Raw genomic sequence first — 18,425 nt, 5'->3', positions numbered from 1 at the left:
CGCGGGCGCGCGGTGCGTCTTTGCAAGGTGGTAACGCTATGAACCAACAGCTCTGTCTCCCGGTCCTGCCCGGTCCGCTGCCGCGCCGCCAGACGCGCCAGGCGCGCGTTGCGTGGGGCGACAATGTGGTGACCATTGGCGGCAGTGCGCCGGTGCGCGTGCAGTCGATGACCAACACGGATACGGTCGATGCCATCGGCACGGCCATCCAGGTCAAGGAACTGGCGCGTGCGGGCTCGGAGATCGTGCGCATCACGGTGAACACGCCCGAGGCCGCCGCCGCGGTGCCGTCGATCCGCGAGCAGCTCGACCGCATGGGCGTGAACGTGCCGCTGGTGGGCGACTTCCACTACAACGGCCACAAGCTGCTGCAGGACTATCCGGCCTGTGCCGAGGCGCTGTCCAAGTACCGGATCAACCCCGGCAACGTCGGCCAGGGCGCCAAGCGCGACACGCAGTTCGCGCAGATGATCGAGATGGCGTGCCGCTACAACAAGCCGGTGCGCATCGGCGTGAACTGGGGCAGCCTGGACCAGGACCTGCTGGCACGGATCATGGACGAGAACGCCGGGCGCGCCGAGCCGTGGCCGGCGCAGAGCGTGATGATCGAGGCGCTGATCACCTCGGCCATCGACTCGGCCAAGAAGGCCGAGGAAATCGGCCTGCCGGGCGACCAGATCATCCTGTCGTGCAAGGTGTCGCAGGTGCAGGAACTGGTCGCGGTGTACCGCGAGCTGGCACGCCGCTGCGACTACGCGCTGCACCTCGGGCTGACCGAGGCCGGCATGGGCAGCAAGGGCATCGTGGCGTCGACCGCGGCGCTGTCGGTGCTGCTGCAGGAAGGTATCGGCGACACCATCCGCATCTCGCTGACGCCTGAACCCGGCGCGCCGCGCGAGAAAGAGGTGTACGTGGGGCAGGAGATCCTGCAGACCATGGGCATGCGCAACTTCACCCCGATGGTGATTGCGTGCCCGGGCTGTGGCCGCACCACCAGCACCGTCTTCCAGGAGCTGGCGGCAAGCATCCAGGCCTATCTGCGCGAGCAGATGCCGCAATGGAAGACCGTCTACCCGGGCGTCGAGGAAATGGATGTGGCCGTGATGGGCTGCATCGTCAACGGCCCGGGCGAGAGCAAGCACGCCAATATCGGCATCTCGCTGCCGGGCTCGGGTGAATCGCCGGCGGCGCCGGTGTTCGTCGACGGCGTCAAGGTGAAGACGCTGCGCGGCGAGCGCATTGCAGAAGAATTCCAGGCGATCGTAGATGAATACGTTCGCACGCATTACGGCCCGGGCGCTGCGCGGGCCGACAAAGAAGTGGCAGCCTGAGCCGGACCGGCCGGGTGCCAGCAGCCTGACAAGAACAGAATGACGCAATCCGAGAACGTGGCCGCCGCAGGCGGTGCCAAGACCGAACCGAAGGTGCGCCCCGCCAAGGCCCTGCAGGGCGTGAAGGGCATGAACGACATGCTGCCGGCGGACGCGCCGCTGTGGGAGCATTTCGAGAATGCCGCACGCGCCATGCTGCGTGCCTACGGCTACCAGCAGATCCGCACGCCGATCGTCGAGCATACGCAGCTGTTCGTGCGCGGCATCGGCGAGGTCACCGACATCGTCGAGAAGGAGATGTACTCCTTCACCGATTCGCTCAACGGCGAGCAGCTGACGCTGCGCCCCGAAGGCACCGCCGCGGCCGTGCGCGCCACCATCGAGCACAACCTGCTGTACGACGGCCCCAAGCGCCTGTGGTACACCGGCCCGATGTTCCGCCACGAGCGTCCGCAGCGCGGCCGCTACCGCCAGTTCCACCAGCTCGGCGCCGAGGCGCTGGGCTTTGCCGGCCCGGACGTGGATGCCGAAATCATCCTGATGTGCCAGCGCCTGTGGGACGACCTGGGCCTGGTTGGCGTGCGCCTGGAGCTCAATTCGCTGGGGCAGGCCCATGAACGCGCCGCGCACCGCGAACAGCTGATCAAGTACCTGGAAGGCTTCCAGGACATCCTGGACGACGACAGCAAGCGCCGCCTGTACACCAACCCGCTGCGCGTGCTGGACACCAAGAACCCGGCGCTGCAGGAGATGGCGGCCAACGCGCCCAAGCTGATCGACTTCCTCGGCGAGGAGTCGCTGGCGCACTTCGAGGGCGTGCAGCGCCTGCTCAAGGCCAACAACATCCCGTTCAAGATCAACCCGCGCCTGGTGCGTGGCCTCGACTACTACAACCTGACGGTGTTCGAGTGGATCACCGACAAGCTGGGCGCGCAGGGCACCATCGCCGGCGGCGGGCGCTATGACCCGCTGATCGCGCAGATGGGCGGCAAGCCGGCGCCGGCCTGCGGCTGGGCCATGGGCATCGAGCGCATCATCGAGCTGATCCGCGAAGAGGGCGTGGTGCCCGACGCGGCGGGCTGCGACGTCTACCTGGTGCACCAGGGCGAAGCCGCCGCGCAGCAGGCGATGATCGCCGCGGAACGGCTGCGCGACGCGGGCCTGGACGTGGTGCTGCACGCCAGCCCCGACGGCAAGGGCGGCAGCTTCAAGTCGCAGATGAAGCGTGCCGACACAAGCGGCGCGGCCTATGCCGTTATCATTGGCGACGACGAAGTGGCTGCCGGCGTGGTCCAGGTCAAGGAACTTCGCCAGCGCGAGCAGGCCGAAGGCGGTGGACAACAGGCCACCGTGCCGGCCGAGGGACTGGTCGATTACCTGATCGACGCCATGGTCGGCGCCAGCGAATAAATCGCGCGCCGGCCAGCCGGAAAACCCCAGTACACGAGTACCTAACCCAACGCAGGTGATTGCCTCGACATGGCTTACGATCTAGAAGAACAGGAACAGCTTGAGAATCTGAAGGCCTGGTGGCGCCAGTACGGCAATGCGCTGACCTGGGTGCTGATCGTCGCGCTGCTGGCGTTCGCCGGCTGGAACGGCTGGAAGTACTGGGAACGCAAGCAGGCGGGCGAGGCCGCGGTGCTGTACGAGCAGGTGCTCAAGGCCGCCGAGGCGCGTGACATCGAGCGCATCAAGCGCGCCGCGACCGACCTGGAAGACAAGTACGGCCGCACCGCCTATGGCCAGATGAGCGCGCTGGTCGCGGGCCGCGTGCTGTACGATGCGGGCGACCTCGCCGCGGCCAAGAGCCAGCTGCAATGGGCCATCGACCATGGCGACCAGGAGTATTCGCACCTGGCGCGCGTGCGCCTGGCCGGCGTGCTGCTCGACGAGAAGGCCTACGACAAGGGCCTGGCGCTGCTCAAGGATGAACCGCCGGCAGCGTTCGTGGCGCTGTATGCCGACCGCCGCGGCGACCTGCTCGCCGCACAGGACAAGCGCGACGATGCGCGCACGGCCTATCGCAAGGCGCTGGACAAGCTGGGCCAGGATGAGCCGGCGATGCGCCAGATCATCCAGTTCAAGCTTGATGCGCTGGGCACGGCCTGATCCGGCCGCTCCCGAACGCATGCAAACACCGCATATCCAGCGGATCGTATAAACAGGACCGTAACCCTATGACGTCAGTGCTTTCCCGTGCCGTACATCGCCAGCCCGCCCGCGCCATGACCCGTGCGCTGGTGGCGGTTGCCTGCCTGGCCACACTGGGCGGCTGCTCGCTGTTCAGCAAGGAAAACAAGCACCCGCCCGCCGAGCTCAAGCCGATCTCGGGCACGCTGTCGGTGCGCCAGGCCTGGAAGGCCGACGTGGGCAAGAGCGGCCCCTATTCGATGCAGCCGGCCGCGGCGGGCAACAACGTCTACGTCTCGTCCAACAACGGCAACGTGATGGCGCTGGAAGGCGCCAGCGGACGCGTGCTGTGGAAGGCCAAGGCCGACCTGGACCTGACCTCGGGCCCGGGCAGCGATGGCTCGGTGACGGCGGTCGCCGGCGAGAAGGGCGCCATCTATGCCTTTGACGCCAGCGGCAAGCAGATCTGGAAGAAGCAGGTCAACGGCGAGGTGCTGTCGGCGCCGCTGGTCGGCAACGGCCTGGTGGTGGTGCGCACCACCGACACGCGCGTATTCGGCCTGGACGCCGAGACCGGCGAGCGCCGCTGGATCTACCAGCGTTCGCAGACGCCGCTGAACCTGCGCGCGGCGATGGGGATGGTGTTTGCCGGCGACGGCATCGTGATGGGCTTCCCCGGCGGCAAGCTGGGCGTGCTGACGCCGGGCAACGGCGTGCTGCGCTGGGAGAGTGCGGTCTCGTACCCGAAGGGCGTGTCGGAGATCGAGCGCCTGAACGACGTCACCGGCCTGCCGATGGTGAGCGGGCGCCAGGTCTGCGCCACTACCTTCCAGGGCCGGGTGGCCTGCCTGGAGCTGGCCAGCGGGCAGCCGCAGTGGGGCAAGGATTTCTCGTCGCCGAGCGGCCCGGCGCAGGATGACAATGCAATTTACGCCAGCGACGAGCAGTCGGTCGTGCATGCGTTCGACCGCCAGAACGGCAACGAGCGCTGGAAGAACAACGACCTGCGCAATCGCCGCCTGGGCGCGCCGCTGGCCCTGGGCCGCTCGGTGGTTATGGGCGACTTTGAAGGTTATGTACACTTCCTGTCGCGCGAAGACGGCCAGGTCATCGCACGCATGAAGACCGATGGCAGTGCCATCACCGCCGCGCCCGTGGTGGCGGGGCAGACCCTGGTAATCCAGACCCGCGACGGCGACGTCTACGGTTTCCAGCCTGGCTGACAGGAATCCAATGCGCGCTGCCGTACACCTGTCGGTACGGCTAGCGCCGAATCCGGTAGCATGATCCTTAGCGCGGCAATTGCAGCGGGTCCGTTGACCCGGCACCGCGCCCGACAGGACAAGCGGCAGACCGCGCCCTAGGTGGCGCGGCGTGCCGTCGGATCCATTGACTCCGGAGTTACCGGGGGGCGGCGTGCCGGCCCCCGTTTCCGTTTATTGCATGAAACCAGTTATCGCACTTGTCGGCCGCCCCAATGTGGGCAAGTCGACGCTATTCAACCGCATGACCCGATCGCGCGACGCCCTTGTCGCCGACCTGCCGGGCCTGACGCGCGACCGCCATTACGGGGAAGGGCGCATCGGCGAACGTCCGTTCATCGCCATCGATACCGGCGGCTTTGAGCCGGTGGTCAAGGAAGGCATCGTCGCCGAGATGGCCAAGCAGACCAAGCAGGCCGTGGTCGAGGCCGACGTGGTGATCTTCATCGTCGACGGCCGCCTGGGCCTGGCGCCGCAGGATCGCGCCATCGCCGACTACCTGCGCAAGACCGGCCGGCGCATCATGCTGGCGGTCAACAAGGCCGAGGGCATGAAGTACACCTCGGTGGCGGCCGATTTCTATGAGCTGGGCATGGGCGATCCGTACGCGATCTCCGCTGCCCACGGCGACGGCGTGAGCGAACTGGTCGACGAGGCCATCGAACTCGCGGTCCAGGAGCGCCCCGAGCTGGGCGAAGAGATTCCGGACGAAGGCAAGGGCGTCAAGATCGCCATCGTCGGGCGCCCCAATGTGGGGAAATCCACGCTGGTCAACACGCTGATCGGTGAAGAGCGCGTGATCGCGTTCGACATGCCCGGCACCACCCGGGATGCCATCTACGTGGAGTTCGAGCGCGGCGGCAAGCCCTACACGCTGATCGACACGGCCGGATTGCGCCGGCGCGGCAAGGTGTTCGAGGCGATCGAGAAGTTCTCGGTGGTCAAGACCCTGCAGTCGATCGCCGATGCCAACGTGGTGATCCTGCTGCTCGATGCGCAACAGGATATTTCCGACCAGGACGCGCATATCGCCGGCTTTATCGTGGAGTCGGGCCGCGCGCTGGTGGTGGGCGTCAATAAATGGGATGGGCTGGACGGCCATACCCGCGACCGCATCAAGCATGACCTGGAACGCAAGCTGCAATTCCTGAGCTTTGCGAATTTCCATTTTGTCTCGGCGCGCGAGCGTACCGGCATTGGCGCGCTGATGCGTTCGGTCGATGATGCGTTCGCCGCTGCCATGGTCAAGCTGCCGACGCCGCAGCTCACGCGTGTGCTGCAGGAAGCGGTGGAATTCCAGCAGCCCAAGCGGGTCGGCGCGTCGCGGCCCAAGCTGCGCTACGCGCACCAGGGCGGCTCGAATCCGCCCATTATCGTGATCCACGGCAATGCGCTCTCGGGCGTTGCGGAAACCTACCGGCGCTACCTGGAAAATCGTTTCCGTACGGCATTCAAGCTCAAGGGCACCCCTCTTCGCATCGAATTTCGTACGAACAAAAATCCGTACGCGGACTCGAAGGATTGAGTCCGGAATCGGATTCCTGGCGGGGCAAGTTTTCGTTTGCGTTCGTTTGGAACTGCGGCTAAATTTGCGGTAGCAGGGGGTTCCCTGTGCATTGACGCCGACTTGGTACCGTTTTTGATCTTTTTTCTGGCGCGTTTTTGCGCCGACTGACTTGAACCGGGGATTTCCATCCCCATCATTCACCACTAAACCTATAAATTTGGAGTGTGCCATGAGCAACAAAGGGCAACTGCTACAAGACCCGTTCCTGAACGCGCTGCGCAAAGAGCACGTGCCGGTTTCCATCTACCTCGTCAATGGCATCAAGCTGCAAGGCAATATCGAATCGTTCGACCAGTATGTCGTCCTGCTGCGCAACACCGTGACGCAGATGGTCTACAAGCATGCGATTTCCACTGTCGTTCCTGCGCGCGCGGTCAATTTCCGCGTGGATGACGCCGCCGAGGCCTGATCTCCTTGCGGGCATCGTGCGGGCGCCCCGCGGCGCCGCACTGATGCCCGGCGCCGGTGCGCCATCGCGCCCGGTGCCGCGCGGCCCGGCGGTTGCCAATGCCGCCACCGCTGCCGCCACGTTCCGCATCATGCGGCGGCCTGTCCCGGCAGGGGCCGGGACAGTGTCCGACATCCGCCCGCCTTCCCCCTGAACCCGTTTTTCCCTGCGCTTACGCGCCCTCCCTTGGACCCCAGAGCCACTTCCAATACCGCCCCTTCGCGCGCCATTCTGGTCGGCGTCGACTTCGGCAAGCATGATTTCCAGGAAAGCCTCAGCGAACTGGCGCTGCTGACCTCTACCGCAGGCTCGCTGCCGGTGCATACGTTGACGGGCCGCCGCTCGCGGCCGGATCCGGCGCTGTTCATCGGCTCGGGCAAGGCCGAGGAGCTGAAGGAGGCCGCCGACGCCCTGGATGCCGACGTGGTCGTGTTCAACCACGCCCTGAGCCCGGCGCAGCAGCGCAACCTGGAACGCTTCCTGAACCGCCACGTGATCGACCGCACCGGGCTGATCCTGGACATCTTCGGGCAGCGCGCGCAGAGCCACGTGGGCAAGGTGCAGGTGGAGCTGGCGCAGGTCCAGTACCGCGCGTCGCGGCTGGTCCGCGCGTGGAGCCACCTGGAGCGGCAGAAGGGCGGCATCGGCATGCGCGGCGGCCCCGGCGAGCGCCAGCTCGAGCTGGACCGGCGCATGCTGGACGAGCGCGCCAAGCGGCTCAAGTCCGATCTGTCGCGGCTGCAGCGCCAGCACAGCACGCAGCGGCGCGCGCGCGCGCGCAATGACACGCTCAGCATTTCGCTGGTGGGCTATACCAACGCGGGCAAGTCGACGCTGTTCAATGCGCTGACCAAGGCTGGCGCCTATGCGGCCGACCAGCTGTTCGCCACGCTCGACACCACCTCGCGCCGGCTGTTCCTGGACGGGCTGGGCAACGTGGTGCTGTCCGACACGGTCGGCTTTATCCGCGACCTGCCCACGCAACTGGTGGCGGCGTTCCGAGCCACGCTGGACGAGACCGTGCATGCCGACCTGCTGCTGCATGTGGTGGATGCATCGAGCCCGGTGCGCCACGAGCAGATCGAGCAGGTCAACCGCGTGCTGGCGGAAATCAACGCGCTGGACATCCCGCAGATCGTGGTGATGAACAAGATCGATGCCGCGCCCGAGTTGTTGGAGCAGGGCCCGCGCCTGGAGCGCGACGAGGACGGCATCCCCACCCGCGTGTTCCTGAGCGCGCGCGAGGGCATGGGCCTGGATACGCTGCGCGAGGCCGTGGTCGAGGTGGCGCAATGGCTGGCCAGCCGCCCGCCCGAGCCGCAACCCTATGACCCGCGCCTGGCCGACGTGCCCCAGTACGCCGATGCCGGCGATGATGGCAGTGCAGATGAGGGCGGCGTGGCTGACGGCAGCGACGACGCCGACGCGGGGGATTCGGGCAGGCTGTAGCCTGTCAAGTTGCCGTCAGTTCGCCGCCAGTGCTCCGGCCGTTCTGCCCAATCCCGGTGCGATTGCTGCCGGGATTGCGCGAATTGGCCAAAAGTGGCTCGGATGACTGCTAGAATCCCCCTGTTACAAACTTCCCCGGACCCGTGCACTTCATGCCCCAGTTTCCCCGGAATGCTGATTCGAGCCTGACACCAGGCGGCCGCTTCGCGCTGCGCGCGGGCTGGCAGCGCCTGCGCGCCATCTTCTCGCTGAACGATCCGCGCTGGGGTCGCAACGGTCAGGACGACGACGACAAGAAGGACGGTCGCGACGACAACCGCCAGCAGAACCAGCGCCCGCAGCAGGACGGCGGCCCGCCCGACCTGGACGAACTGTGGCGCGACTTCAACCGCCGCCTGAACGGCCTGCTCGGCCGCAAGGACAACGGCGGCGGCAACAATCAGGGCTTTGGCGGTCCGCGCACGCCGGGCAAGGGCTCGGGGGTGGGCGCTGGCGTGATCGTGGCGGCCGTGGTCGGCATCTGGCTGGCCAGCGGCTTCTTCATGGTTCAGGAAGGCCAGACCGCGGTGATCCTGCAGTTCGGCAAGTTCAAGTACTCCACTGGCCCCGGCATCAACTGGCGCATGCCCTGGCCGGTCCAGTCGGCCGAGATCGTCAACCTGTCGGCCGTGCGTTCGGTCGAGGTGGGGCGCTCCACCTCGATCAAGGACAGCAACCTGAAGGACTCGTCGATGCTGACGCAGGACGAGAACATCATCGACGTGCGCTTTACGGTGCAGTACGTGATCCAGGACGCCGGCGAATTCCTGTTCTTCAACAAGACCGACCGCGGTGGCGATGAAGAGCTGGTGACGCAGGCCGCCGAGACCTCGGTGCGCGAGATCGTCGGCCGCAACAAGATGGACGCGGTGCTGTACGAGAGCCGCGAACAGATCGCGCAGCAACTGGCCAAGTCGATCCAGGCCATCCTGACGGCGTACAAGACCGGCATCCGCGTGCTGTCCGTGAACGTGCAGAGCGTGCAGCCGCCCGAGCAGGTGCAGGCCGCGTTCGACGACGTCAACAAGGCCAGCCAGGACCGCGAGCGCGCGATCAGCGAAGGCCAGGCCTATGCCAATGACATCCTCCCGCGCGCCAAGGGTACCGCGGCGCGCCTGAAGGAAGAGTCCGAAGCCTACCGCTCCCGCGTGGTGGCGCAGGCCGAGGGCGATGCCTCGCGCTTCCGTTCGGTGCAGACCGAATACGCCAAGGCGCCGCAGGTGACGCGCGACCGCATCTATCTGGAAACCATGCAGCAGATCTACACCAATTCGACCAAGGTGCTGGTGGACGCGCGCCAGGGCAACAATCTTCTCTACCTGCCGCTGGACAAGCTGATGGCACAGGCCGACGGCCGCGCTGCGCCGCAGCCGGGCCAACCGGGTGCGGCCAGCCCGCCGGCGTCCGCGCCGGATGCATCGACGGACGCCCGTTCGCGCGAAGCGCTGCGCAACCGCGACCGCGACTCGCGCTGAGGAGACCGTCATGAACCGACTGATTTCCTTCGCGATTGGCTTTTTCATCCTGCTGGCCGTGGTTTCGTCCATGCTGTTCGTGGTCGACCAGCGCCAGTACGCCGTGGTGTTCGCCTTCGGCCAGATCAAGCAGGTGGTGCGCGAGCCCGGCCTGCACTTCAAGCTGCCGCCGCCGTTCCAGAACGTGGTGTTCATGGACCGCCGCCTGCAGACCATCGACGTCGCCGCCAACGAGCGTTTCCTGACCGCCGAGAAGAAGAGCATGGTGGTGGACTGGTTCGTCAAATGGCGCATCACCGATCCGCGCAAGTTCTTCGTCGCCTTCGGCGGCAACCTGCGCGGCGCGCAGGACCGCATGACCCAGCGCATCGACTCGGTGGCGCGCGAGGAGTTCGGCAAGCGCACCGTGGCCGACGTGGTCGCCGGCGAGCGCGAGCAGGTGATGCAGGCCATCCGCAACGGCATGGCTGAATATGCCAAGTCGGTCGGCGTCGAGATCCTGGACGTGCGCCTCAAGCGCGTTGACCTGCTGCCCGCGATCAGCGAATCGGTGTACCGCCGCATGGAGGCCGAGCGCAAGCGCGTGGCCAACGAGCTGCGCTCCACCGGCGCCGCCGAGGGCGAGAAGATCCGCGCCGATGCCGACCGCCAGCGCGAAGTGGTGCTGGCCGAGGCTTACCGCGACGCCCAGGTGATCAAGGGCCAGGGCGATGCCAAGGCCTCGCAGATCTATGCCGACGCGTTTGGCCGCGATCCGCAGTTCGCGCAGTTCTGGCGCAGCATGGAGGCTTACCGCAACACCTTCCGCGACAAGCGCGACGTGCTGGTGCTTGAGCCCAACTCCGAGTTCTTCCGCTACATGCGTTCCAGCGGCGGTGCCGCCGCGGCCGCCTCGGGCGGATCCGGAGGCAAGCGCTAGCACCGTCGCTTGTCCGTGTGGCGAATTGACGAAACCCCGGCTTGCCGGGGTTTTGTCCGGCTGGAGCCATCCTCGCCGAGTGATGGCGCGGGCGCGTGGCGCCTGCGATGACGTTTCTGGTCAAGGACCGGTGCCTTGGGGGCATTGCCTCGCGAGGTGGTCAGAATGACTGAGAAGAGATTGACTGAGAAGAGATTCACTATGTCCAACCATTGGCTGCTGCCAGAAAACATTGCCGACGTGCTGCCGTCGGAAGCGCGCAAGATCGAAGAACTGCGCCGCCGCATGCTGGACCTGTTCCGCACCTACGGCTATGAGCTGGTGATGCCGCCGATGCTGGAATACCTGGAGTCGCTGCTGACCGGCACCGGCCATGACCTGGACCTGCGCACGCTCAAGCTGGTGGACCAGTTGTCGGGCCGCACCATGGGCCTGCGTGCCGATATCACGCCGCAGGTGGCGCGCATCGACGCGCACCTGCTGAACCGCCCGGGCGTGACCCGCCTGTGCTACGCGGGCAACGTGCTGCATGCGCGCCCGGCGGGCTTCCACGCCACGCGCGAGCCGATCCAGATCGGCGCCGAGATCTATGGCCATGCCGGCCTGGAAGCCGACGTCGAGATCCAGGACCTGATGCTGGCCGCGCTGCAGGCGGCGGGGCTGTCCGATGTCCGCATCGACATGTGCCATGCCGGCATTCTGGAAGCGCTGCTGGCGGGCCTACCGTCGATCCGCAAGATCGAGGACGCGCTCTTTGCCGCGCTGGAAACCAAGGATGTGCCGGCCCTGCGCGAACTGACCGTGGGCATGCCGCAGACCGAGCGCGATGCGCTGCTGGCGCTGCCGACGCTGTACGGCGGCGTGGACGTGATCGAGCGCGCGCGCGCGACGCTGCCGGCCAGCCCGGCCATCGGCCGCGCGCTGGATGAACTGGCGGCACTGGCGGTGCAGGTGCGCGGTGCCAGCGTGAATATCGACCTGTCGGATTTGCGCGGTTACCACTATCACAGTGGCGTGATGTTCGCGGCCTATGTTGCCGGCCTGCCCAATTACGTGGCGCGTGGCGGCCGTTACGACAAGGTGGGCGAAGCCTTCGGCCGGGCGCGCCCGGCCACGGGATTCTCGCTGGATCTGCGAGAAGTGGCTGCGCTGTCGCCTGTGGAAGTGCGCGCCCAGGCGATTTTTGCGCCCTGGGATGCGGATCCGGCACTCCGGGCCGCGATTTCCGCGCTGCGCGCGGCCGGCGAGATCGTGATCCAGTCGCTGCCCGGCCATACCCACGAGCTCGATGAATTCAACTGCGACCGGCAGCTGGTGCGCCAGGATGCCGGCTGGGCCGTGGTGCCGCGCTGACGCTTGGGCGCCGGGCGTGCCCAAAAATCGAGAATCGCCCGGCAACAAGAGTAGAATACGTTTTTAACCTATTGACCAAAGCAATATGTCCGCATCCGCAGTAGGCCAGGGACGCAATGTCGTCGTGATCGGCACCCAATGGGGTGACGAAGGCAAAGGAAAAATCGTCGATTGGCTTACCGACCAGGCAAAGGGCGTGGTGCGGTTCCAGGGTGGCCACAACGCTGGCCACACGCTGATCATCGGTGGCAAGAAGACCATTCTCCGCCTGATCCCGTCCGGGATCATGCGTGACGGCACGGTCTGCTACATCGGCAACGGTGTGGTGCTGTCGCCCGAAGCTTTGTTCCGTGAAATCGAAGAACTCGAAGGCGCCGGCCTGCAGGTGCAGAGCCGCCTGCGCATTTCCGAGGCCGCCACGCTGATCCTGCCGTACCACGTTGCCATCGACAAGGCGCGCGAAGCGCGCCGTGGCGCCGCCAAGATCGGCACCACCGGCCGCGGCATCGGCCCGGCCTATGAAGACAAGGTGGCCCGCCGCGCGCTGCGCGTGCAGGACCTGTTCGATCCGCAGCAGTTCGCCGAACGCCTGCGCGAGAACCTGGACTATCACAACTTCATGCTGACCCAGTACCTGGGCGCCGAAGCCGTGGACTTCCAGCAGACCCTGGACGAAGCGTTGGCCTACGCGCCGCGCCTGGCGCCGATGGTGGCCGACGTGTCGGCCGAGCTGTATGCGGTCAATGCCGCCGGCGGCAACCTGATGTTCGAAGGCGCGCAAGGCACGCTGCTGGACGTGGACCACGGCACCTATCCGTTCGTGACCTCGAGCAACTGCGTGGCCGGTGCTGCCGCAGCGGGCGCCGGCGTCGGCCCGGGCCGCCTGAACTACATCCTGGGCATCACCAAGGCCTACTGCACGCGCGTGGGCGCGGGCCCGTTCCCGAGCGAGCTGTACGACAACGACAACCCGTCGCGCCAGGACCCGGTCGGCGTGCGCCTGGCCAACGTCGGCAAGGAATTCGGTTCGGTCACCGGCCGTCCGCGCCGCACCGGCTGGCTGGATGCCGCCGCGCTCAAGCGCTCGGTGCAGATCAACGGCGTGTCGGGCCTGTGCATGACCAAGCTGGACGTGCTCGATGGCCTGGAAACCATCAAGCTGTGCGTGGGCTACGAGCTCGACGGCAAGACCGTCGACATCCTGCCGCGCGGCTCTGATGCCGTGGCTCGCTGCGTGCCGGTCTACGAGGAATTCCCCGGCTGGAACGAGTCGACCTTCGGCGTGAAGACGTGGGACGCGCTGCCCGAGCAGGCCCGCGTCTACCTGAAGCGCGTGGAAGAAGTGGTCGGGATTCCGATCGACATGATCTCGACCGGCCCGGACCGCGACGAGACCATCCTGCTGCGTCATCCGTACAAGGCCTGACCCGGCAGCAGCCCACCACCAGGCTGCGGCGCCACGAGCGCTGCGGCCCGCCAGAAATAAATCGGCCCGCGCAAGCGGGCCGAGCCATATCGGTCAACCGACCCGACGATACAAAGAGTAAAACGATGAACCTGCCAACGAACGATGACGAGAACCTGTGGGTCTCCTGGGACGAATACCATCGCCTGATCGCACGCCTGTCGCTGAACGTGCATGAGTCGGGCTGGAAGTTCGACAAGATCCTGTGCCTGGCGCGCGGCGGGCTGCGCGTGGGCGACCAGATGTCGCGCATCTTCGACGTGCCGCTGGCCATCCTGGCCACCAGCAGCTACCGCGAGGCCGCGGGCACGCAGCAGGGCAACCTGGACATCGCGCAGTACATCACCATGACCCGCGGCGAACTGACGGGCAGGGTGCTGCTGGTCGACGACCTGGTGGATTCTGGCATCACGCTGGAACGCGTGGGCCGCCACCTGAAGGAACGCTATCCGGCCGTAACCGAGGTGCGTTCGGCCGTGCTGTGGTACAAGGCGTGCTCGAAGGTCGAGCCGGACTACCACGTGACCTTCCTGCCGTCGAACCCGTGGATCCACCAGCCGTTCGAAGAGTACGACACGCTGCGCCCGCACAACCTGGCCGCCTGGCTCAAGCGCGGCAAGCGCGCCAGCCAGGACGACGCCGCGCAGGCCTGATGCGCTTGTGCCGGGGCCTGTCGCTACGGGCGGCCCCCGGCGGCCGGCTTAATAGCCGACCGTGAAACGCTGGCGCGAATGCGCCGGCTTTTCGATCTCATCGAGCATCGCGATGGCATAGTCTTCCATCGAGATCCAGCTCTTGCCTGCTGCGTCGCTCAGCAGGTTTTCCTCGCCAACGCGGAACTTGCCGGTACGCTCGCCCGGCTCGAACAGTGCCGACGGCGACAGGAAGGTCCAGTCGATCTGCTGTTCGCTACGCAGCGCGTTGAGGAAGTCGCGGCCTGCGAGGGCTTCGGGCTTGTAGGCATCGGGGAAGTTCGGGGTGTCGACCAATTGCACCCCCGGCGCGACATAGAGGCTGCCGGCACCACCCACCACCAGCAGGCGCGGCACGCCAGCCTGGCGCACGGCCGAGGTCACCTGCTGCGCGTTCAGCTGCGCAAAGCGCGCGCTGCTGATGACCACGTCGTTGCCGGCCAGGGCGGCAGCCAGTGCGGCGACGTCGGCGCCGTCCACGTCCGCGGTGGTCACGCCGTCGCGTGCGGGCAGTTTGCTGGCCTGGCGCGCAATGGCGGTCACCTGGTGGCCGCGGCGCAGGGCTTCGTCGGTCAGGCGCGTGCCAACACGGCCGGTGGCGCCGATGATTGCGATCTTCATGGTCACTCCTTCTTTCGGTCAGGTTGATATGAAACCATTGTGGTTACATATCGGGGCAAAAAAATTCAGCGCTTGCGGCGCTGGCTGTTGCCTTCGACATCGGCGAGCATGCTGGCGATGGTGATGCCGGCAAGGGTATCGTCCATGGCCGCCTGCGCACGGTCCGCGACCTTGCGCAGCGCACCGGTGATCTCGCGCCCGACCGGGCAGGCCGGGTTGGGCGCGCTCTGGTGCAGCGTGATCAGCGCGGTGGTTTCCACCACGCGGAACACGTCGAGCAGCGTGATTGACGCAGCCGGGCGCGCCAGCGTGGCGCCGCCGGTGCTGCCCATGGTGGTCGCCACCAGGCCGGCTTCAGCCAGTTGACCGATCAGCCGCCGGATCAGCGCCGGGTTGGTGCCCACGCTGCCGGCGATCAGCGACGAGGGCACCGGCTCGGCCGAACCGGCGAGCAGGGTAAGGATGTGGACCGCCACGGCGAACCGGCTGCTTGTGCTCAACGCTTGTGCTCGGGATGTCAGGTGCAATGTGAAACCATGATAGTTACACATGGTCGGGCATGTCAAGCACGGACAGGAGCGCAAGGAGGGCGGAGTACCGGGAGGGAAGGAGGTAATACGCCGAAGTGGCAGCCAATGGCCGGTGGAATGCCGGAATCGCCACTGAAGCTGTTACACTCCTCGACATTGCCGTACCGTTGTGGTTCGGCTGCCGCGCGGGGTACGGTGCGCGGTTTCACGGACGGGAAAAAACCCGTACGCTCGCAGGTATGACATCGCGGCATGGCCGCCAAGCAAGGAGTGCAAGTTGCCGGATCTGATGCGCGAAACAGGCGTCAAAAACAAAAAACCCGCAGGGCTCGAAAGCGCTGCGGGTTTTCCGGTAACTTGGTGCCCAGGAGAGGACTCGAACCTCCACAGTGTTGCCACCGCTAGGACCTGAACCTAGTGCGTCTACCAATTCCGCCACCTGGGCAGGTGTCGAAACAACCGAAGCGCTCATTATAGAGAGCGCGAGAATTTTGTCAAATAGTTTCCAGAAAAAATTGAATCAGAACAACTATCCGATCCCCAGCCGGGAAGAAATCCTGGGCGTGCTGAGAACGTCGGGATCCCCCCAGTCGGCCGGCGATATTGCCAAGGCCCTCTCCGTCACGCGCAAAGAGCATGACGGTTTCCAGAAGCGCCTGGCGGCCATGGAGCGCGACGGCCAGATCGAGCTGAACCGCAAGGGCCGCTATGAGCTGGCCCATCAGCCGAACTTCGTCACCGGCCGGGTGCAGGGCCACCGCGACGGCTTCGGCTTCCTGATCCGCGACGACGGTGAAGACGACATCTTCTTGCCCGAGCGCGAGCTGCAGAAGGCCATGCACAACGACCGCGCGCAGGTGCGCGTGGTGGGCTACGACCGGCGCGGGCGCCCCGAAGGGCAGATCGTCGAGATCATCGAGCGCGCCAACCGTTTTGTCATCGGCCGTCTGCTCAGTGAAGGCGGCGTGCTGGTGGTGGCGCCTGAAGACAAGCGCATCAGCCAGGACATCCTGATCCCGCCCAAGGCGCAGGGCAAGGCACGGGTGGGGCAGGTGGTCAGCGTCGAGCTGATCGAATTCCCCGACCGCTACGTGCAGCCGGTGGGCCGCGTGGTGGAGGTGCTGGGCGAAATCGACGATCCCGGCATGGAGATCGAGATCGCCGTGCGGAAGTACGGCGTGCCGCATGCGTTCTCTCCGGCCGCAGCCCAGGAAGCCTCCGCGCTGCCCGACGAGGTGCGCCAGGCCGACCTGGACCACCGCATCGACCTGCGCGACATCCCGCTGGTGACCATCGACGGCGAAGACGCACGCGACTTCGACGACGCGGTCTATTGCGAGCCGGTCAAGATCGGCCGCGCCAAGGGCTGGCGCCTGATCGTGGCGATCGCCGACGTGTCGCACTATGTGCGCCCCGGCACGCCGCTGGATGCGGATGCCCTGGACCGGGCCACTTCGGTCTACTTCCCGCGCCGCGTGATCCCGATGCTGCCGGAGAAGCTGTCCAACGGGTTGTGCTCGCTCAATCCGCACGTGGACCGGCTGTGCATGGTGTGCGATGCCGTGATCACCGCCAAGGGCGAGCTCAAGGGCTACCAGTTCTACCCGGCCGTGATGCATTCGACCGCGCGCCTGACCTACAACGAGGTCTGGTCGGTGCTGTCCAACACCAAGGGCCCCGAGGCGCACAAGCGCGGCGAGCTGGTGCCGCACCTGCAGAACCTGTATGAGCTGTTCCAGGTCCTGCTCAAGGCACGGCGCGCGCGCGGCGCGATCGACTTCGACACCACCGAGACCTATATCGTCTGCAACGCGCAGGGCAAGATCGAGCAGATCCTGCCGCGCACGCGCAACGATGCGCACCGGCTGATCGAGGAGTGCATGCTGACCGCCAACGTCTGCGCGGCCGACTTCCTCGAACGCTTCAAGCACCCGGCGCTGTACCGCATCCACGCGGGCCCCAGCGAAGAGAAGCTGAAGAACCTGCGCGACTTCCTGCGCACCGCCGGCCTGTCGCTGGGCGGGGGCGACAAGCCGCAGGCATCGGACTACGCCGAGGTGATGGACAAGATCAAGTCCCGTCCCGACGCGCCGATGCTGCAGACCATGCTGCTGCGCTCGATGCAGCAGGCGGTGTACAGCCCGGACAATATCGGCCACTTCGGCCTGTCGTACGAGGCCTACGCGCACTTCACCAGCCCGATCCGCCGCTACCCCGACTTGCTGGTGCACCGCGCGATCAAGGCGGTGCTGGCACATACCAAGTACCAGCCGGCGTTTGCGCACGGGACCGAGCTGAATACCGCGATCTCGCCCAAGGCGCGCCGGCTGCAGGCCAAGGACGCCGAGCAGAAGGCGGAACTGACCGCGGCGCGCGCCAGGCGCAACGAGGCCATCTGGGACGAGCTCGGCCTGCACTGCTCGGCCAATGAGCGCCGCGCGGACGAGGCTTCGCGCGATGTCGAGGCCTGGCTCAAGTGCTACTTCATGCGCGACAAGCTGGGCAGCGACTACGCCGGCACCGTCAGCGCCGTGACCTCGTTCGGCATCTTCGTGCAGCTCGACGAGCTGTACGTGGAAGGCCTGGTCCACGTGACCGAGCTGGGCAGCGACTACTTCCAGTACGACGAGGCCCGCAACGAACTGCGCGGCGAGCGCACCGGCATCCGCTACCGCCTGACCGACCGCGTGCGCGTGCAGGTGTCGCGCGTGGACCTGGATGCGCGCAAGATCGACTTCCGCCTGGTGCAGGAGCCGTCGGCGAAAACCCTGCGCGCCCGCGCGGGGGGCACCGAGACCCAGCCGCGGGTGCCCGCCGCCCATGCGGTGCCGGCGCGCAAGAAGGGCCGCCAGCTGGCGGCGCTGCTGGGCGGCTCGTCCAAGCCGGAAGAGTCGTTCGACGAGACGCTGGACCGCGTGATCGAGGAGCAGCCGGTGTTCGAGGCGGTGATCACGCCGCTCAGGCCGCACGTGAAGACCGGCGGCAAGCCGGCCAAGCGCGCGGCCAAGCCCAAGCCCTCGCACCTGGAGAAGCCGCGCAAGCCGGCCTCCAAGTCGCACCAGGCCAAGCCGGCGGGCAAGACGCCGGCCAAGAGCCCGCGCACCCCGCGCAAGCGCTGAAGCCTGCGGCGGCCGCCATGCC

Annotated in this window: 15 protein-coding genes and 1 tRNA gene; 13 read left to right on the top strand and 3 right to left on the bottom strand. The window is 66.6% G+C overall.

Going from position 1 to position 18,425, the window contains the following annotated elements; all coding sequences use genetic code 11:
* Positions 1-38 precede the first annotated feature (38 nt).
* The 12 genes from ispG to AC3WLF_RS14815 all read left to right on the top strand — a co-directional run bounded on the left by ispG (position 39) and on the right by AC3WLF_RS14815 (position 14,094).
* Positions 39-1,331, top strand: a complete 1,293-nt coding sequence (gene ispG, locus AC3WLF_RS14870; RefSeq protein WP_492319882.1) for a flavodoxin-dependent (E)-4-hydroxy-3-methylbut-2-enyl-diphosphate synthase — start codon at positions 39-41, stop codon at positions 1,329-1,331.
* Positions 1,332-1,370: 39 nt separating this feature from the next.
* Positions 1,371-2,741: a histidine--tRNA ligase gene (hisS, locus tag AC3WLF_RS14865; RefSeq protein WP_010809427.1), complete on the top strand. Its 1,371-nt coding sequence runs from the start codon at positions 1,371-1,373 to the stop codon at positions 2,739-2,741.
* Positions 2,742-2,810: 69 nt separating this feature from the next.
* A complete protein-coding gene (locus tag AC3WLF_RS14860; RefSeq protein ID WP_439670731.1) occupies positions 2,811-3,443 on the top strand; it encodes a tetratricopeptide repeat protein in 633 nt (210 codons plus the stop codon).
* Between the two features lie 68 nt (positions 3,444-3,511).
* A complete protein-coding gene (bamB, locus tag AC3WLF_RS14855) occupies positions 3,512-4,687 on the top strand; it encodes an outer membrane protein assembly factor BamB (RefSeq protein ID WP_492319883.1) in 1,176 nt (391 codons plus the stop codon).
* Between the two features lie 220 nt (positions 4,688-4,907).
* The gene (der, locus tag AC3WLF_RS14850) at positions 4,908-6,251 is read left to right on the top strand and encodes a ribosome biogenesis GTPase Der (RefSeq protein ID WP_010809430.1); all 1,344 of its coding nucleotides are present in this window, start codon (positions 4,908-4,910) and stop codon (positions 6,249-6,251) included.
* A 211-nt stretch (positions 6,252-6,462) separates the two neighbouring features.
* On the top strand, positions 6,463-6,702 hold the full coding sequence (gene hfq / locus AC3WLF_RS14845) for an RNA chaperone Hfq (RefSeq protein WP_010809431.1): 240 nt from the start codon (positions 6,463-6,465) through the stop codon (positions 6,700-6,702).
* Positions 6,703-6,927: 225 nt separating this feature from the next.
* On the top strand, positions 6,928-8,190 hold the full coding sequence (gene hflX, locus AC3WLF_RS14840; protein WP_492358432.1) for a GTPase HflX: 1,263 nt from the start codon (positions 6,928-6,930) through the stop codon (positions 8,188-8,190).
* Positions 8,191-8,342: 152 nt separating this feature from the next.
* On the top strand, positions 8,343-9,704 hold the full coding sequence (hflK, locus tag AC3WLF_RS14835) for an FtsH protease activity modulator HflK (RefSeq protein ID WP_010809433.1): 1,362 nt from the start codon (positions 8,343-8,345) through the stop codon (positions 9,702-9,704).
* A gap of 10 nt (positions 9,705-9,714) precedes the next feature.
* The gene (hflC, locus tag AC3WLF_RS14830) at positions 9,715-10,623 is read left to right on the top strand and encodes a protease modulator HflC (protein ID WP_010809434.1); all 909 of its coding nucleotides are present in this window, start codon (positions 9,715-9,717) and stop codon (positions 10,621-10,623) included.
* Positions 10,624-10,824: 201 nt separating this feature from the next.
* Positions 10,825-11,976 carry an ATP phosphoribosyltransferase regulatory subunit gene (locus tag AC3WLF_RS14825; RefSeq protein ID WP_492319886.1) on the top strand — a complete coding sequence of 384 codons (1,152 nt, stop codon included), beginning with the start codon at positions 10,825-10,827 and terminating at the stop codon, positions 11,974-11,976.
* An 85-nt stretch (positions 11,977-12,061) separates the two neighbouring features.
* Positions 12,062-13,402, top strand: a complete 1,341-nt coding sequence (locus tag AC3WLF_RS14820) for an adenylosuccinate synthase (protein ID WP_492319887.1) — start codon at positions 12,062-12,064, stop codon at positions 13,400-13,402.
* Between the two features lie 125 nt (positions 13,403-13,527).
* On the top strand, positions 13,528-14,094 hold the full coding sequence (locus AC3WLF_RS14815; RefSeq protein WP_492319888.1) for a phosphoribosyltransferase: 567 nt from the start codon (positions 13,528-13,530) through the stop codon (positions 14,092-14,094).
* Positions 14,095-14,142: 48 nt separating this feature from the next.
* Here AC3WLF_RS14815 and AC3WLF_RS14810 read toward each other — a convergent pair whose 3' ends face one another.
* The 3 genes from AC3WLF_RS14810 to AC3WLF_RS14800 all read right to left on the bottom strand — a co-directional run bounded on the left by AC3WLF_RS14810 (position 14,143) and on the right by AC3WLF_RS14800 (position 15,729).
* On the bottom strand, positions 14,143-14,754 hold the full coding sequence (locus AC3WLF_RS14810) for an NAD(P)-dependent oxidoreductase (RefSeq protein ID WP_492319889.1): 612 nt from the start codon (positions 14,752-14,754) through the stop codon (positions 14,143-14,145).
* 65 nt (positions 14,755-14,819) lie between these two features.
* Positions 14,820-15,254, bottom strand: a complete 435-nt coding sequence (locus tag AC3WLF_RS14805) for an Rrf2 family transcriptional regulator (RefSeq protein WP_492319890.1) — start codon at positions 15,252-15,254, stop codon at positions 14,820-14,822.
* A 388-nt stretch (positions 15,255-15,642) separates the two neighbouring features.
* Positions 15,643-15,729 (bottom strand) — tRNA-Leu (locus AC3WLF_RS14800).
* Between the two features lie 70 nt (positions 15,730-15,799).
* On the opposite strand from AC3WLF_RS14800, the gene rnr reads away from it, so the two are divergent.
* Complete coding sequence (gene rnr / locus AC3WLF_RS14795; RefSeq protein ID WP_492319891.1) at positions 15,800-18,403, top strand: ribonuclease R; 2,604 nt, start codon at positions 15,800-15,802, stop codon at positions 18,401-18,403.
* The last annotated feature ends 22 nt before the right edge of the window (positions 18,404-18,425 follow it).

Source organism: Cupriavidus sp. FW306-01-F10A, from assembly GCF_058782785.1.
This window is presented reverse-complemented; position numbering and strand designations above follow the sequence as displayed.

Excerpts from the sequence above, each read along its gene's own strand:
- AC3WLF_RS14815 (WP_492319888.1), top strand. The coding sequence starts at position 13,528 with ATGAACCTGCCAACGAACGATGACGAGAACCTGTGGGTCTCCTGGGAC.
- bamB (WP_492319883.1), top strand. The coding sequence starts at position 3,512 with ATGACGTCAGTGCTTTCCCGTGCCGTACATCGCCAGCCCGCCCGCGCC.
- hisS (WP_010809427.1), top strand. The coding sequence starts at position 1,371 with ATGACGCAATCCGAGAACGTGGCCGCCGCAGGCGGTGCCAAGACCGAA.
- der (WP_010809430.1), top strand. The coding sequence starts at position 4,908 with ATGAAACCAGTTATCGCACTTGTCGGCCGCCCCAATGTGGGCAAGTCG.
- ispG (WP_492319882.1), top strand. The coding sequence starts at position 39 with ATGAACCAACAGCTCTGTCTCCCGGTCCTGCCCGGTCCGCTGCCGCGC.
- AC3WLF_RS14820 (WP_492319887.1), top strand. The coding sequence starts at position 12,062 with ATGTCCGCATCCGCAGTAGGCCAGGGACGCAATGTCGTCGTGATCGGC.
- AC3WLF_RS14860 (WP_439670731.1), top strand. The coding sequence starts at position 2,811 with ATGGCTTACGATCTAGAAGAACAGGAACAGCTTGAGAATCTGAAGGCC.
- AC3WLF_RS14825 (WP_492319886.1), top strand. The coding sequence starts at position 10,825 with ATGTCCAACCATTGGCTGCTGCCAGAAAACATTGCCGACGTGCTGCCG.
- AC3WLF_RS14810 (WP_492319889.1), bottom strand. The coding sequence starts at position 14,754 with ATGAAGATCGCAATCATCGGCGCCACCGGCCGTGTTGGCACGCGCCTG.
- hfq (WP_010809431.1), top strand. The coding sequence starts at position 6,463 with ATGAGCAACAAAGGGCAACTGCTACAAGACCCGTTCCTGAACGCGCTG.
- hflC (WP_010809434.1), top strand. The coding sequence starts at position 9,715 with ATGAACCGACTGATTTCCTTCGCGATTGGCTTTTTCATCCTGCTGGCC.
- hflK (WP_010809433.1), top strand. The coding sequence starts at position 8,343 with ATGCCCCAGTTTCCCCGGAATGCTGATTCGAGCCTGACACCAGGCGGC.